The sequence below is a fragment of the Sorangium sp. So ce327 genome (genome assembly GCF_051530205.1).
In the GTDB taxonomy this organism is placed as follows: Bacteria; Myxococcota_A; Polyangia; order Polyangiales; family Polyangiaceae; genus Sorangium; species Sorangium cellulosum_B.
Genome location: NZ_CP150330.1, coordinates 10,782,501 through 10,797,307, shown reverse-complemented (window position 1 = coordinate 10,797,307; position 14,807 = coordinate 10,782,501). Strand labels below are relative to the sequence as shown.

Here is a 14,807-nt window from a genome sequence, read left to right as displayed (position 1 = left end):
ACTGCGTGTCCTCGCGTATCACCGCGTATTCATGCGTATCCCCTCGTATCCTGCCGTGCTATTCCGTGTCCCCGCGTATCCGCTCGTATCCAGCCGTGCTCTTGCGTATACGGCGGTCCGTTCACCGCGTTATCTGCGGTTGTCGCGCCTACATTCGGCGGGCGCGCCGCGCCGCGGTGCGGCGGGCTTGGCGTCGTTGTAGGTGCGTGGCCGGCGCTCCGCGACGGTGCGGCGCCCGCGCGCAGCGCGCCTCCGAGGTCGCGTGACACTCATGCTTTGTGGGGCGCGAGGGGCCGTCGTATGCTTGAGGACATGGGCCGGACAGCACCTCTGGCGGATCCGACGGCGCTCGTGGGGGGCGCGCTCACCGGCGGATATCGGATCGTCCGCGTCCTCTCCGCGCAGGGCTTCGGTGTCGTGTTCGAGGCCCGGGGCCCCTCGGGTCGCCGCGTCGCGCTCAAGGTCTTGCGGCCCGAGGTCGTCACCGAGGACACGCTGTCACGGCTCACCCGCGAGGCGAGCGTCACCGCGAAGCTCGACAACGCGCATGTCGTCCCGATCGTCGATGCCGGCCACGACCTCGAGCGCGATCTCGCCTACCTCGTGATGCCGCTGCTCGACGGGACCGACGTCGCCGCCCTGCTCGCCGAGACGGGGCCGCTCGCGCCCGAGGTCGCCGTGCGGATCGCGCTCCAGGTCGCCGCGGGGCTCTCGGCGGTGCACGCCGCGGGCCTCGTCTACCGCGACGTGCGGCCGCCGCGCATCTTCCTGGAGCACCTCGCGGGCGGAGAGATCCTCGTCCGCGTCTTTGGCTTCGGGCTCTCGAAGGGCTGTGACACGGCCACCTCCGCCCCTGGCAAGGCGGCGAGGAGCACCGATCCTCTGCGCGACGAGTCGGGGCCGCGGGACCGCACGGCGGACGTGCGGGGTGACGTGTTCGGCCTGGCGGCGACGCTCTACGAGATGCTCTGCGGCGTCTCGCCGTGGGCCGAGCTCGACGTCACGGCGGACACGGCCGAGCTCGGCCCCGCGGACACGGCGGCGGACGCGCCGGCGTCGTCCCTTGCGCCTCTTGCGCAGCTCCCGTCGATCCAGGATCGCGCCCCGTGGATCGAGGCGCGCCTCGCGGCCGCGCTCTCGCTCGCGCTGCACAGCGACGTGGACCGGCGCTATCCGTCGATCGAGGCGTTCGCCGAGGCGCTGCGCGCCGCGTCGGGCAGCGAGGAGCGCATCACCATCGACATGCTGAGGCCGCTCGATCCCGAGCTGCGCGAGGCCATCGCCGAGCGCGCCGGCGCCGAGACCGATCCGCTGGTCGGCCGCGAGCTCGGCGGCCGGTACGCGGTGCGCCGGCTGATCGGGCGCGGCGGGATGGGCGCCGTCTACGAGGCGGAGTCGCCCGAAGGGCGGCGGGTGGCGGCCAAGGTCATCTTCAAGAGCGCCGTCGGGCAGGACGACCACGCCGTGCGCCGCTTCATCCGCGAGGCGCGCGCGGTGACCGCGATCCAGAGCCCGCACGTCGTCAAGACGTTCGAGCTGGGCATGGATCTCACGCTCGCGACGCCGTTCATCATCATGGAGCTCCTGCACGGCGTCGACCTCGCCAAGCTCCTCAGGATGCGCGGGCCGCTGGAGCCGGAGCCCGTCGTGCGCGTGTTCATCCAGGCGGCGCGCGGGCTCGCGGCGGCGCACGCCGAGGGGATCGTGCACCGCGACATCAAGCCGGCGAACCTCTTCCTGCACGCGCCGTTCGAGGGCGCGGCCCAGAGGCCGTCGACCTCGATCGCGCCGCCGTCGACCCGGCGCGGCCCGCTCGCTTCGGGGCCGCCGTCCACCCGGCGCGGCTCGCTCGCTTCGGCGCCGCCGTCCACCCAGCGCGGCTCGCTCGCGGCGGGGCCCCCGTCGGTGCGGCGCCCGTCCGGCTCGGTCCGCCCGCCGCCCTCGGGGCGTCGCCCGTCCGGATCCATCCGCCCGCCGTCGTCGAGCGATCGCAGGATCGTGGTCAAGGTGTGCGATTTCGGCATCGCGAAGCGCACGGGGGATGGCGCCTCGCACGAGCTCACGCGCGCCGGCGGCGTGCTCGGGTCGCCCATCTACATGTCTCCCGAGCAGGCGAAGATGGCGAAGGACGTCGATCACCGCTCCGACATCTGGAGCCTCTCGGTCTCGCTCTACCAGGCGCTCTGCGGGAGCTGCCCCTGGGATCCCGACGCCTCGCTCGCCGAGCTCCTGCTCGCGATCTGCACCGAGCGCGTGCCGCCGCTCTCCGGGGCCGCGCCGTGGGTCTCCCCGGCGCTCGCGGCCGTCGTGCACCGCGGCCTCCTGCGGGATCCCGCGGAGCGCTGGCAGAGCATGGAGGAGCTCATCGCCGCGCTCGAGCCGCACGCGGAGGGCACCGGCGTCGTCACGCTGGATCAGCTGCGGGGCATCGACCCCGAGCGGCGCGCCGGCGCCACCCCCATCTCCGCGCTGCGCGAGTCCGGGCTCTCGCGATCGGCCGAGGGGGAGGAGCGATCCATCGGCGGCAGCTCCTTCACCGCGGTGAAGGAGCCCTCCGGCGCGGCACGGCGGCGCTTCGTCGGGGCGGCGGTCACCGTGGTCGCCCTGGCCGCGATCGGCGGCGGTCTCGCGCTGCGCGCCTCGACGGGCAACGAGCCGCCCGCGTCGCCCGCCGCGCCGAGCGAGCCCGCGCTGCCCGTCACGCCCGCGCCTGCGCCTGCGCCTGCGTCCTTCACCGCCGTCGTGACGCTCCCGAAGGAGGCGACGGCGCGGGTCAACGGCGCGGCGCGTCCGGTGAGCGATGGCCGGCTCGACCTGACGGGCAAGGCCGGCGACACGTTCGAGATCGAGGTGACCCGCGGCGGCGCGACCACGAAGGAGACGGTGTTCCTGCTGAGCGACGGCACGATCCGCCCCGATCGCATCGATCTCCAGCCGCCCGCGCCGGCCTCTGCGTCGGTCGCGGCCTCCGAGCCTGCCCCGCGCCGTGACAGGAAGAGCCGCGCCCCGCGCGGCGCTCTTCCCGTGGCCGAGCCTGCCACGCCCTCCGCCACGGGGGCGCCTGCGGCTCCGCCGGCTCCGACCGCGGTGGTTCCGGTCGACCGGTGGTGAGACCGATGCCGCGCGCCCGTCGCGCCCTGCGGCGCTGCTTTGCGGCGTGCGCGCTCGCCGTGGCGAGCGCGGCGCCTGCGCCTCCGGCCCGCGCGCAGCCCCCGCCGGCGGCGGCTGTCCCGGGCGTGCCACCCGAGCCGCCTGCCTCGGCGCCCGCGGCGCCCGCATCGACGGACGAGGCGCTCGCCCGGGCCAAGGCGCTCTTTCAGGAAGGGAACGAGCTGCGCAAGATCGGCGACTTCCAGCGCGCGCTCGAGCTCTACCTGAGGTCGCGTCAGATCGTCGCGTCGGTGCCCAACACGCTCAACGCCGCGTTCTGCCTCGATCAGCTCGGGCGTTACGACGAGGCGCTCGAGCTCTACGAGGCGCTGCTCACCGAGCTCCGCGCGGAGCTCGGCGAGCCGGAGCGCCGGAGCGTCGCGTCCGCGATCGCCACGCTGCGAGCGCGGATCGGCAGCGTCGTCGTCTCGTCGAACGTCGATGGCCTGGTGCTCATCGACGGGAGGCAGCGCGGCCGGCTCCCCCTCGCCGGCCCGATCCGGCTGCTCCCCGGGGATCACACGCTCCGCGTGGTCAAGGACGGCTGGCACACGTTCGAGCGGATCGTGACCGTCGGGGTCGCCGAGACCAGGTCGGTGGACGCGAAGCTCGATCCGCTCGCCAGCACGGGCCGGCTGAAGGTCGAGGACGAGCGGCTCGTCGGCGCCGATCTCACCATCGACGGCGCGCTGATCGGCCAGCTGCCGTGGGAGGGCGCGCTCGCGCCCGGCCCGCATTTCTACTCGGTGCGCAAGGGCAATTTCGGCTCTGCGCCCCGCGAGGCGAACGTCATCGCGGGGCAGCTCGCCGTCGCCACGGTCGAGGCGGGGCCGCTCGGCGAGGAGGTCCGCGTCGTCGCCCAGCCGCTGAGCGCGGATCTGACCATCAACAGCGTCCCGGTCGGCAAGGGGCAGTGGCGCGGCGCGCTGCCGCTCGGGCGCCACACCTTCGAGGCGCACGAGCCGGGCTATTTCTCGCGCACGCTCCGCGCGACCGTCGACAGGACGACGAGGGGCGACATCATCCTGCCGCTCGCCATCGACGACGCGCACCCGCGCTGGGGTCGGAGGGTCGGCGTCTTCCGGCTGGAGGCGACCGGCGGCTATGCCTTCGCCTCGTCGCTCGAGAGCGACGCCGAGCGGAGCTGCGGCAGCTACAGCTGCTCGGGCATCTCGCGCCCGTCCGGCGTCCTGGCCGGCGTGCGCGGCAGCTACGAGTTCCCGATCGGCGCCGCCATCGAGCTCACGGCCGGGTACCTGAGCCTCCACACGACGCTCGATCGCTCGCTCGACGCGACGTATGCCGATCCGCGCGGGGGCAACGAGAGGCTCCCCATCCGCTACAGCTTCCACGACGACATCGGCATGGCCGGCGTGACGGTGATCGTCGGCGGCAGCTATCATTACGGGCTGTCGTCATGGCTCGACGTCGGCGGCGCGCTCGGGCTCGGCGTGGTGCTGGCCGAGATGAGCGACGAGGTGACCGGCACGGCGTCCGACGCGGAGAGGACCGTCAGCGTGGCCGTGCAGAACGCGGGCAGGGCCGTCCGCGCCGCCGCCCCGTTCGCGATGCCCGAGCTGAGGCTCCGGCTGAAGCTCGGGCGCCTCAGCGCCAGCGCGGGCCTCGGCGTCGGCTTCTTCCTCGTCGACGGCCCGCCGCTCGAGACGGGCAACACCTACGTGGTCGGGGCCGAGTGCGACGAGGCGCGCCCCACGGTCGACTGCGCGCCGGGAAAGAAGGTCGTGTTCGAGGAGCTCGCCCACGGCACGTTCACGATGTTCTTTCCGAACGTCTCCGCGGGGTACCGGTTCTGAGCGCCGCCGCGCGGGGCGCTCACCGGTTCGCCTGGTCCCTCGCGAGGCGCGCCTGCTCGCGCACGAGGTCGAAGAGGGCCGCTGCATCGAGCAGCGACGTCGTGAGCCGGCCGAACTGGATCACGTCGCCCACCGAGACCTCCTGCGGCTCGCTCTCGGAGAGCACCTTGCCGTTCACGCGGGTCCCGTTCTGCGAGCCGTTGTCGACGAGCACGAGCTGCCCCTGCTCATTCCGCCGGAAGTGCGCGTGCAGCTTGGACACCGAGGGGTGGCGCAGCACCACGTCGCAATTGCGCGTGCGGCCCACCGAGATCTGGTCGAGATAGGGATTGCCCTTCGCCTTGACGAGCTGGAACACCTCGCTCGCTGGGCCGGGCGGAGGCGGCGGTTTCCGGTGCGCCGCCGGCGATGCGGCGACCGTCCGGAACGCGATCTGCTGGTTGTCCGGACCCGCCTCGGACACCACGAGGAGCAGGTTCGTCACCTGGCGGACGAAGCGGTCCCGAGGCATCACACGCGCTAGCTCGATGATGTCCCCTGAGTCTTCCACGATGTGTCGAGTATAAGCCGATCCGGCGCCGCGAACCGTCGAGGGAGGCACTTTTGCCCTGGCGTCCCGCCCATGCACGGGGCCCCGGCGCACGTGGAACCGCGATGCCGCCCGCACGTCATCGCAGCGCAGCGCGAGGCACCCCGGGCCCCCCGAGCGCATCTCGGCATGCAGCGCGCGATGCCGCGACCTCACGCGCTGCTTTGTTACCGTGTTGCAGTAATTCTCTGGCGTTGGTGCGAGCTCAACGGGCAGCTTGTGCTCGAACGCGCCGGGATCTGGCGTACCTTCCGCGCCTATGCACGCACCCGTTCGTGGACGCATCTCGGTCAACCCCCGTGGCTTCGGGTTCCTGAACATCGAGGCCTCTCCGGAGAAGGCGGGGGGGCCGGGCAGGCCGGGCTTGGCTGCCCTCGGGCCGGCGACCGCCTTCATCGCGCCGCCCGATCTGAACCCGTTCCTCGACGGCGACGTCGTCGACGCGGTGGTCATCGAGGCGGAGCCGGGCCGCTTCAGCGCGTCGCAGCTCGCCCTCGTCCAGCGCGATCGCTCCGAGCTCTTCGGGACGGTCGTATCGCACGCGAAGCGGCCGCACCTCCGGGTCGATCGCCTCGTCTCCAACACGGACTGGCCGTTCAAGCCGGGCAGCGCCGACGACCTCCCCGAGGGCGCCGCGGTGGTCGCCACCATCGAGGGCGCGGCGGTCGTCCCTGCGCGCGTCGTCGCGTCGGAGGCCGACCTCGGCATCGAGCGTTGCCTCGCCCGCAACGGCGTGCGCGCCGTGTTCTCGGGCGAGGTCCTCGAGGCGTCGCGCGCGGCGGTCGCCGCGGTGTCGGTCGAGCGCGAGCTCGCGCGCGGCCGCCGCGACCTGCGCGACGTCATCACCGTCACGATCGACGCGCCCGTCACCACGGACATCGACGACGCCGTCTCCGTGCTGCCGGCCGGGCCCGACGGGGCGCTCCGCGTCCTCGTCTCGATCGCCGACGTGGACGTGTTCGTCCCCGAGGGCTCGCCGCTCGATCTCGAGGCCCGCGCCCGGGGCACGAGCGTCTACCTGGCTGGCCGCGTCATCCCGATGCTCCCCGACACGATCTCCAGCGAGGCGGCGAGCCTGCTCCCGGGGGTCGATCGGCTCGCGGTCACGGTCGAGCTGCGCATCGACCCCGAGGGGGGCATCACGTCGATCGACCTGCACGAGAGCGTGATCCGCTCGCACGCCCGCCTCTCCTACGACGCCGTCGAGGAGTTCCTGACGACGGGCCGCTCCGCCGGCATCCCCGAGGCCGCCCGGCCGGTCGTGCGCTGGCTCCGCACCGCGGCCGCGCGGCTGTCGACGGTCCGCGCGGCGCGCGGCGGCGTCGAGCTCGATCGCGAGGAGGCGTACGTGACGCTGGACGCCGAGACGCGCGAGCCGACCGCCGTCTCGCCGCGCTCCGACACGGGCGCGCACCGCCTCATCGAGCGGCTGATGGTGGCGGCGAACGAGGCGGTGGCCAGCTGGCTCGTGGCGCGCGGGCTCCCCTGCGTCTTTCGTGTCCATGACGAGCCGACCGAGGAGCGCGTCCGCGCGCTCGAGCAGTTCGCGCACAACTTCGGCGTCGAGGCCGGCTTCGGCGCGCGCCTGAGCCCCCTCGGCCTCGCCGCGTTCGAGGCGCAGTACAGGGGCTCCGAGCTCGCGCCGGCCATCCGCACCGTGCTCGGCAAGGCGCTCGGCCCTGCCCGGTACACGGGCGCCGGAGGCCTGCATTTCGGCCTGGGGGCGCCGCTGTACCTGCACTTCACGTCCCCGATCCGCCGCTACGCCGACCTCGCGGTGCACCGTGTGGTCAAGCGGTACCTCCAGGGCCGCCGCGACCAGCGCGTCGACTCCGAGGCGCTCACGTCGCTCGCCCACCACCTGAACGCGCGCGCGCGCAACGCCGCCAAGGCCGAGACGGAGCGGCACCGCATGCTCGTGGCGCGCCTCTTCGCCTCGCGCGTCGGCGAGGAGATCGATGGCTACATCGTATCCATCAAGCCGTTCGGCCTCGTCGTCCAGATGGTCGAGTCCGGCGCGACGGGCACGATCGCGCTGGAGGCGCTGCCGGGCGGCCCGTATCGGATCGACGTCGCCGCGCAGGCGCTGGTCGGCGCGAGCCGTCGCTACGGCATCGGCGAGCCGATCCGCGCCGCCATCGCGGCGACCAACGAGGAGCTCGGCCGCGTCGACCTCGTCCCTGCGGGCGCTCGCGGCGCCGCGTGACCGGGGCCGCGGCTCCGGTCTACGGCGACAGGAGCACGACGAACGCGTCGGTGCCGTTCGCCTCGCGCTCGCCGAGGCCGAAGTCGATCTTCCCCTCGGCGGTGCCAGAGAGCGCGATGACCCCCGTGCTCGGCGCGGTGGCCGCCGCGTTCGACTTCTGGTTGCCGGCGGCGCCGAGCACCTTCCCCCAGAGGTGGTTGCCGTCGGCGTCGAGCTTCGCCACGAAGGCGTCGAAGCCGCCGCCGCTGGGCAGCGGCCCGCCGCCGAGGTCGACGACGCCCTGGACCGAGCCGGTCACCACCACGCCGTTCTCCGCGTCCGCGACGATCGACGTGCTCTCCTGCATGCCGTCTCCGGCGAACCACCGCGCCCACACGGGCGCGCCGTCGGGGGCGAGCGACGCCACGAACGCCGTCTGCACATCGTTGGCGGGGAGCGTGCCGGCCGCTCCGAAGTTGAGCGCGCCCATGTACGTCCCGGTCACGAGCACCGCGCCCGAGGGCGCGACGGCGATCCCGGTGCCTGCCTGCGACGCCGTGTCTCCATAGTCCGAGAGCCAGACGCCGTTCCCGCTGCTGTCGAGCTTCAGGACGAACAGGTTCGGCCCGAGCCCGGTGTTCCTCACCTGTCGGGGGCCGACGGTCAGGGTGCCGTTGTACCGGCCGGTGACGAGCACGCTGCCGTCGTTGCCGACGGCGGCGCCCATGGCGAACTGGTTCTTGTCGTCTCCGTAGATCCTCGTCCACTGGGGGGCGCCGAGCGGATCGTACTTCCGCACGAAGATGTCGGTGCCGCCTGCGCTGGTGGCGCAGATGGGGTTGCCGCCGGGGACGGGCGACGCCGCGCAGAGCAACGATCCGCTGAAGTAGCCGGCGATCACGATGTTTCCGGTCGGGTCGACCGCGATCGAGCGCAGCGTTTGATCGGCCGCGTCGCCGAGCTGGCGTGCCCAGCCTTGCTCGCCCTTCTCTCCGGTCATCGTGACCACGAAGGTGTCGAGCGCGTTGACGCTGCTCAGCGTCGTGCCGCCGAACGTGAACGAGCCGTAGAACGTCCCGCCGAGCACGAGGTTGCCTTCGGGCGTCACCGCGAGCCCGTTGAGCGTCTCGGCGCCGCTGCCGCCGAACCTCACGCTCCAGCGGTGCTGTCCGGAGGGGTCGAAGCTCGCGACGTACACGTCGGAGGTGCCGATGCTGACGAGGGCGCCCGTCTCCTTGCCGGTCAGGTTGATGGTCCCCGAGAAGGTGCCGCCGATGTAGACGTTTCCCTGCGCGTCGACGCCGACGCTGGTCGCGCTCTGGGTGTTCTGATCACCGTAGAGGGCGGCCCAGAGCGGCGCGCTGCAGGCGAAGCCGTCGCAGTCCTCGTCGGTGTCGTCCGTGCACGTCTCTCGTTGCGGGGTGACCTGGCCGGCGCACGGCCGCCACGACGTGCCCGAGAGATCGCACATCTGCAGCCCCACCGCGCAGAGCCCCACGCCGCTCGTCCCCTCGGGGCCGCTGTAGCAAGTCTTGATCTGGCCCGGGGTACACACGCACTCCGCGTCGGGCTCGTTCGTCGCGCCGTCGCAGTCGTCGTCCACGGTGCTGCTGCAGTCCTCGGGCCTCGGGACCACGGCGCCTTCGCACTCGCCGAAGCTCTGGCCGTCTGGCTGGCACCTCCGCACGCCCGCCGCGCACACGCCGACACCCTCGGTGTCTGCCGGGCCGGGATAGCAGGGTTGCACGTCGCCGACGCTGCAGAGCGGCGGCGCGCCTCCGCTGCCGCCTCCACCGTCGCCGCCGGCGTCGGGACGTGGGCCGATCGGCACCGGGTCCGAGCACGCTCCCGAGAGCGTGAGCGCCAGCGCAGACCCGACGAGCATCGATCGCGCGCGCGGGGTTGTCCTCGTCACCATGAGGGGGCGGAGCTCCATGTTCGGCGATCTGGCTTCAGTCCTGGCGTGATTTTCTCGTCCGCTGATTCTTCTTGGTCAAGTCGATGATGAACGTGCTCGCGGGCGGTGCGCTCGCCGGAGCGTTCGGCGCGTCCGGGCGCGTCGTCTCTGGCTCCTTCACGTTGCTCCGCGATCCTGGGTCGTTCACGTTGCTCCGCGATCCTGGATCGTTCACGTTGCTCCGCGATTCGTCGGTGCTCTCCGAGGACGGGGAGAGCTGGGTCGGCCCGGCGCTCGCGCTCTGGGCCGGCAGCAGATCGTGCTGGACCGCGTCGCTCTGGGGTTCGTCGCGGAGCGCCATCCAGACCGCGAGCACGCTCACGATCATGAGCGCCACGCCGCCGAGCGCGAGCGGGACCACGAGCTTCGGCGGCAGCCTCGGCTGAGCGTGGCGCGGCGCCCACGCGGCGGCCGGCTGCTCGCCGTAGGGCGCGCTGGCGCTGTGCGGCGGCGCGGGCGCGCCGTAGGTCGAGCCGGTGGTGTGCAGCGACGAGCCGGTGTTGTGGAGCGACGCGGGCGCGCCGTGCGGTACGCCGGCGCTGTGCCGCGGGGCGGGCGCGCCGTAGGCCGGGCCGGCGTTGTGCAGGCCCGAGCCTGTGTTGTGGAGCGAGACGGGCGGGCCGTGGGGCGCGCTCGCGCCGTGCGCCGAGGCGGGCGCGCCGTAAGCCGGGCCGGCGTTGTGCAGGCCGGAGCCTGTGTTGTGGAGCGAGACGGGTGCGCTGTGGGGCGCGCTTGCGCCGTGCGCCGGGGCAGGCGCGCCGTAGGCCGGACCGGTGTTGTGCAAGCCCGAGCCTGTGTTGTGGAGCGAGGCCGGCGCGCTGTGGGGCGCGCCGCCGCCCTGCCACGATGGCGGCGCGCCGTGCGCCCCGGCGTGGCCGGCGCCGGTGTTGTGCAGGGCCGACGGCGGTCCATTCGGAGCGCCGGGGGCGGCCTGCGCCATGCCGGGGTGGCCTCCGTGCGCCTGGGCCGCATCCATGGCGCTCCCGCGCGGAGCTCCGGGCGCCGCCATCGTGGCGGCTTCCCACGAGGACGCCCCGCTGTTGCCTGGGCCGAGCTCCGACCCGATCGCGGGCGCCGAGCCCATCTCGTTCCACCTCGCGCCCGACGGGGCCGCGGGCCGCGGCGGAGGCTCGGCCTGCGCGTCCGCCGAGGCGGCCGCCGACAGGAGCATCGGGGAGAGCGGCGGCGCGCCCGCCGACGGCACGTCGCCCGCCGCGAGGCGCGCCGACGCGTGCGGCGGCGCCGCTCCATGCAGGAGCGCGCGCACGTCGGCCTGCATCGTGCGGGCGTCCGGGTAGCGCCGGTCGCGATCGAACGCGAGCGCCCTGTCCACGACGAGGCACAGCCCGTGCGGCGTCTCCGGCGCGACGCTCGCGAGCGGCGGCGCCGCCATGGTCGCCATCTTCACGAGCAGCTCGGACTCCGTGCGCGCCTCGTGGATGCGCCGCTTCGCGATCACCCGGAACATGGTCGCGCCGACGGCGAACAGGTCCGCCCTGTGGTCGACCGAGATGCCGCGCACCTGCTCCGGGGCCATGTACGACACCGTCCCGAGCGTCGCGCCCGTGCGGGTCCGCATCGCCGTCTTCACGCCGTCGCGCATGCGCGCGATGCCGAAGTCGAGCACCTTGAGGCGCCCGGTCTTCTCGACGAAGAGGTTGTCGAGCTTGATGTCGCGGTGGATGATCCCCTGCCCGTGCGCGGCGCCGAGCACGTCGAGCAGCTCATCCATGAGCCGCAGCATCTCGCCCGGTTCGATGCTGCCGAGCCGCTGGATCCGGTCGGCGAGCGACTCGCCGTCGAGGAGCTCCATCACGAGGAACGGCGCGCCGTCCTCGGTCACGTCGATGTCGCGGATCTCGACCACGCCGGGGTGCTGGAAGCGATTGACGGCCTGCGCCTCGCGCTCGAACCGGGCGCGCAGGTCCTTCGAGCGCGCCACCTCGGGGTGGAGGATCTTGATCGCCTCGCGCCGCCCGATCTTGTGGGTCGCGGCATAGACGGCGGCCATCCCGCCGATCCCGACGAGGCGATCGATCGTCCATTTGCCCCGCAGGGTCGTTCCTACGCGCCTTTCGCAGGCCGCCCTCTCGTCGTCCATGCCCCGATCGAATGTCACAGCGTGCGGGATCGAGGTCAAGGTGAGAGCCGCGGCGGAAGCGACCTCGGCGCGCCTCTCCGCGCCGACGAGCCTACCAGCGATCCTCGCTCAATCGGGGACGGGGTGCACCCCGTCGCGCACCCAGGGATCGATGGTCCGCCGGAACGCCGCCTCGGTCCGGAGCCCCGCCAGCACGGACGCGAGCCCCCACTGCAGGCGATTCACGAACGTGAAGTCCTGCGGCATCTTCGGCACGTGGGGGATGGTGGGCATCTTCTCTCCCTCCTTGAGGGCGAGCCCCCGGATACCCCGGGTCAGGTACGCCACGGTCTCGCGCGCCTTCTCCGGGGAGCACTTCCAGGTCCCGTGCGTGCACAGCGGGACCATGAGCTCCATCGTGTAGCTCCGGTAGAGATCCCAGCTCTCGTCGGCCGGGTCGTAGCCGAGCACCTCCACGCACGCCCGGTCGAACTCCTTCCAGTCCGCGTCCATGGCCGCGCGCATGTAGCGCTTCATGCCCGCCACGAGGTCGGGCGGGAGCTGCTTCACGCAGCCGAAATCGAGGATCGTGACGCGGCCATCCTCGTGGAAGCGGTAGTTGCCCGGGTGCGGGTCGGCGTAGAGCCAGCCGTACCGGAGCATCGAGCGGAAGGTGAAGCGCCAGATGGAGAGGCCCGCGCGGTTCTTCGCCTCCTGGCTGCCGCGCTCGCAGAACTCGGCGTAGCTCATGCCGTCGACGAGCTCGAGCGTGAGGACGCGCCTCGTGGTGAGGCTGTGGTGGATGCGCGGGATAGAGACGTCCTCGTCCCCGGCGTTCATGCGGCGGAACAGGTCCGCCATCTCGGCCTCGCGCGCATAGTCGAGCTCGGACAGGAAGACCTTGCGGAGCTCGTCGACGGTCTGCCGGGCGTTCAGCTTCTTGGCGAGGGGCGCCATCATCGCCTCGAGCATCGAGACGCTCTTCAGGTCGTTCTCGATGGCCCTGTCCATGCCGGGGTACTGCACCTTCACCGCGACCCGCTCCCCCGACCTCGTCGTGGCCCGGTGCACCTGTCCGATGCTCGCCGCCGCGAACGGCTCGCGCTCCCAGGCCGCGAACACGTGCTCGGGCGGGGCGCCGAGCTCCTCGCGGATCATCTGCTCCGCGGCCTCCGGCGACAGGGGCGGCGCCTTGTCGAGCAGCTTCTTCAGCGTGGCCTGGAACTTCTCCTCGTATCCCGGCGGCGCGAGCCCGTCGATGTAGCTCGCCATCTGGCCGAACTTGAGCGGCAGGCCCTTCATCTCGCCGAGCGTCTTCAGCATCGCCTCGGCGGTCTTCTTGACCTCCTGGGCCATCCTCCGCCGCGCCTCGGCCTCCTCCTCCTCGGTCCGGGTCGCGCCGAGGACGCGCTTCGCGCCCTCGATGGCGAACGGGATCGTGCGGGGCGCGAGGCCGGCGAGGCGCGCGAGGCGCCCCAGCTTGGAGGTCGGCGGATTGTCTCGGGGTTTGTCGTCGGCCATGCGGGACTGACTCGCTAGGGTGGAAATGTCGGCGGCGGGGTCATGCGCCCGCGCGGCGCTTCGGGGCTGCGCGGATCTTCGGAACCGGCCACATGGAGACGGTGTTCCTCAGCTGCTGAGCCTGCTCGGGAGAGATATCCCCTTCCACGTGGACCCGGGCGCGCCGGTCCTCGACAACGACCCGCACCGCGCCCCGCCCGACCGGCGCTGCGCGGAGGACGTCCGTGATGTCGTCGAGCAGCCGCTGCGGCATCCGGCCCCGGAGCAGCCGGACGTTGCGCCCCTCGACGCGCACGCAAAATAGCTCATTTGCGCGCAGGAGCGCCACGACGAGCGGCACGACGAGGGCGAGCAGGGCGACGGGGATCAGGAGGGACATGGGTGGCCGCCCACGACGAGAGCTCCTCCCCAGGCCCACCGCGGGCCCCGATCGTGAACCGGTGCCGGCCGTTGTCAACGAGGGAGACGCGGCGGGCTGCGCGGCTGGAGCGCCGGCGAACGCCGCACCGGCTGCGTGGCCGTGGCGGGAGCGCGCCCGAGTTCGCCGCGCGGCTCGGGGGCCCTGGCCAGCGCGCCGCGCGGTGCCTACCTTAGCTAGCCATGACGAGCGCCGCGCCCCAGCCTGCCGCCATCGATCCGCGCCTGGATCTGCACGACGAGATCAGCCGCCTGAAGCGGGAGAGGAACGCCGTCCTCCTAGCCCACTACTACCAGGACGGCGACATCCAGGATCTCGCAGACTTCCTCGGCGACTCGCTGCAGCTCGCCCAGCAGGCGAAGAAGACGACCGCGGACGTCATCCTGTTCGCCGGCGTGCATTTCATGGCCGAGACGGCGAAGATCCTGAACCCCGAGCGCATCGTCGTGGTCCCCGACCTCGCTGCGGGCTGCTCGCTCGCCGACGGCTGCCCCGTCGACCGCTTCCGCGCCTGGCGCGCCCGGTACCCCGGCGCGGCCGCGATCTCGTACATCAACTGCTCCGCCGAGGTGAAGGCCGAGAGCGACTACATCTGCACGTCGTCGAACGCGGAGAAGATCGTCCGCGCGATCCCCGAGGGGCAGGAGATCCTCTTCGCGCCCGACAAGAACCTCGGGCGCTGGCTCGTCGAGCGGACGGGCCGCCCGATGCGCCTGTGGCAGGGCAGCTGCGTCGTTCACGAGACCTTCAGCCTGCGCAAGATCGTCGCGCTGCGCGAGCGCCACCCGGACGCGAAGCTCATCGCGCACCCGGAGTGCGAGGAGCCGATCCTGCGGATGTCCGACTACATCGGCTCGACGACCGCGCTGCTCAAGTACACGACCGCGGACGACGCGCTGAAGTACATCGTCGCGACGGAGAGCGGCATCGTGCACCAGATGCGCAAGGCCTCGCCGCACAAGGAGTTCATCGAGGGGCCGCCGGAGGGCAACTGCGCTTGCAACGAGTGCCCCTTCATGCGGCTCAACACGCTCGAGAAGGTCTATCTCGCGCTGCGCGATCTCGCCCCGCGCCTCGAGATGGCGCCCGAGCT

The 14,807-nt window shown here is 72.7% G+C and carries 9 protein-coding genes (1 of these 9 only partly in view); 4 read left to right on the top strand and 5 right to left on the bottom strand.

Annotated features, from left to right (window positions below):
* Positions 1–300: 300 nt before the first annotated feature.
* Complete coding sequence (locus WME95_RS40415) at positions 301–3,111, top strand: protein kinase domain-containing protein (RefSeq protein WP_437904593.1); 2,811 nt, start codon at positions 301–303, stop codon at positions 3,109–3,111.
* Positions 3,112–3,116: 5 nt separating this feature from the next.
* Positions 3,117–4,964 (top strand): PEGA domain-containing protein, encoded by a 1,848-nt coding sequence (locus tag WME95_RS40410; RefSeq protein ID WP_437904592.1) that lies wholly within the window; start codon positions 3,117–3,119, stop codon positions 4,962–4,964.
* Positions 4,965–4,983: 19 nt separating this feature from the next.
* Here WME95_RS40410 and WME95_RS40405 read toward each other — a convergent pair whose 3' ends face one another.
* Complete coding sequence (locus WME95_RS40405) at positions 4,984–5,475, bottom strand: FHA domain-containing protein (RefSeq protein ID WP_437911076.1); 492 nt, start codon at positions 5,473–5,475, stop codon at positions 4,984–4,986.
* Positions 5,476–5,812: 337 nt separating this feature from the next.
* Here WME95_RS40405 and WME95_RS40400 point away from each other — a divergent pair, with 337 nt between their 5' ends.
* The gene (locus tag WME95_RS40400; protein WP_437904591.1) at positions 5,813–7,759 is read left to right on the top strand and encodes a ribonuclease R family protein; all 1,947 of its coding nucleotides are present in this window, start codon (positions 5,813–5,815) and stop codon (positions 7,757–7,759) included.
* A 19-nt stretch (positions 7,760–7,778) separates the two neighbouring features.
* On the opposite strand, the gene WME95_RS40395 is transcribed toward WME95_RS40400, so the two are convergent.
* The 4 genes from WME95_RS40395 to WME95_RS40380 form a co-directional block, all read right to left on the bottom strand.
* Positions 7,779–9,674 (bottom strand): hypothetical protein, encoded by a 1,896-nt coding sequence (locus WME95_RS40395; protein ID WP_437904590.1) that lies wholly within the window; start codon positions 9,672–9,674, stop codon positions 7,779–7,781.
* A 16-nt stretch (positions 9,675–9,690) separates the two neighbouring features.
* Positions 9,691–11,796, bottom strand: coding sequence for a protein kinase domain-containing protein (locus WME95_RS40390; RefSeq protein WP_437904589.1), 2,106 nt, complete (start codon positions 11,794–11,796; stop codon positions 9,691–9,693).
* Positions 11,797–11,904: 108 nt separating this feature from the next.
* Entirely contained in the window at positions 11,905–13,296 is a 1,392-nt protein-coding gene (locus WME95_RS40385; RefSeq protein ID WP_437295225.1) for an ABC1 kinase family protein, read from the bottom strand.
* Between the two features lie 40 nt (positions 13,297–13,336).
* Positions 13,337–13,675: a DUF3634 family protein gene (locus tag WME95_RS40380; RefSeq protein ID WP_272102678.1), complete on the bottom strand. Its 339-nt coding sequence runs from the start codon at positions 13,673–13,675 to the stop codon at positions 13,337–13,339.
* A 221-nt stretch (positions 13,676–13,896) separates the two neighbouring features.
* On the opposite strand from WME95_RS40380, the gene nadA reads away from it, so the two are divergent.
* On the top strand, positions 13,897–14,807 hold the 5' portion of the coding sequence (gene nadA, locus WME95_RS40375) for a quinolinate synthase NadA (protein ID WP_012240033.1). Its footprint extends 49 nt past the window's final position; only the first 911 of its 960 coding nucleotides appear in the window; the start codon lies at positions 13,897–13,899; its stop codon lies off the right edge, out of view.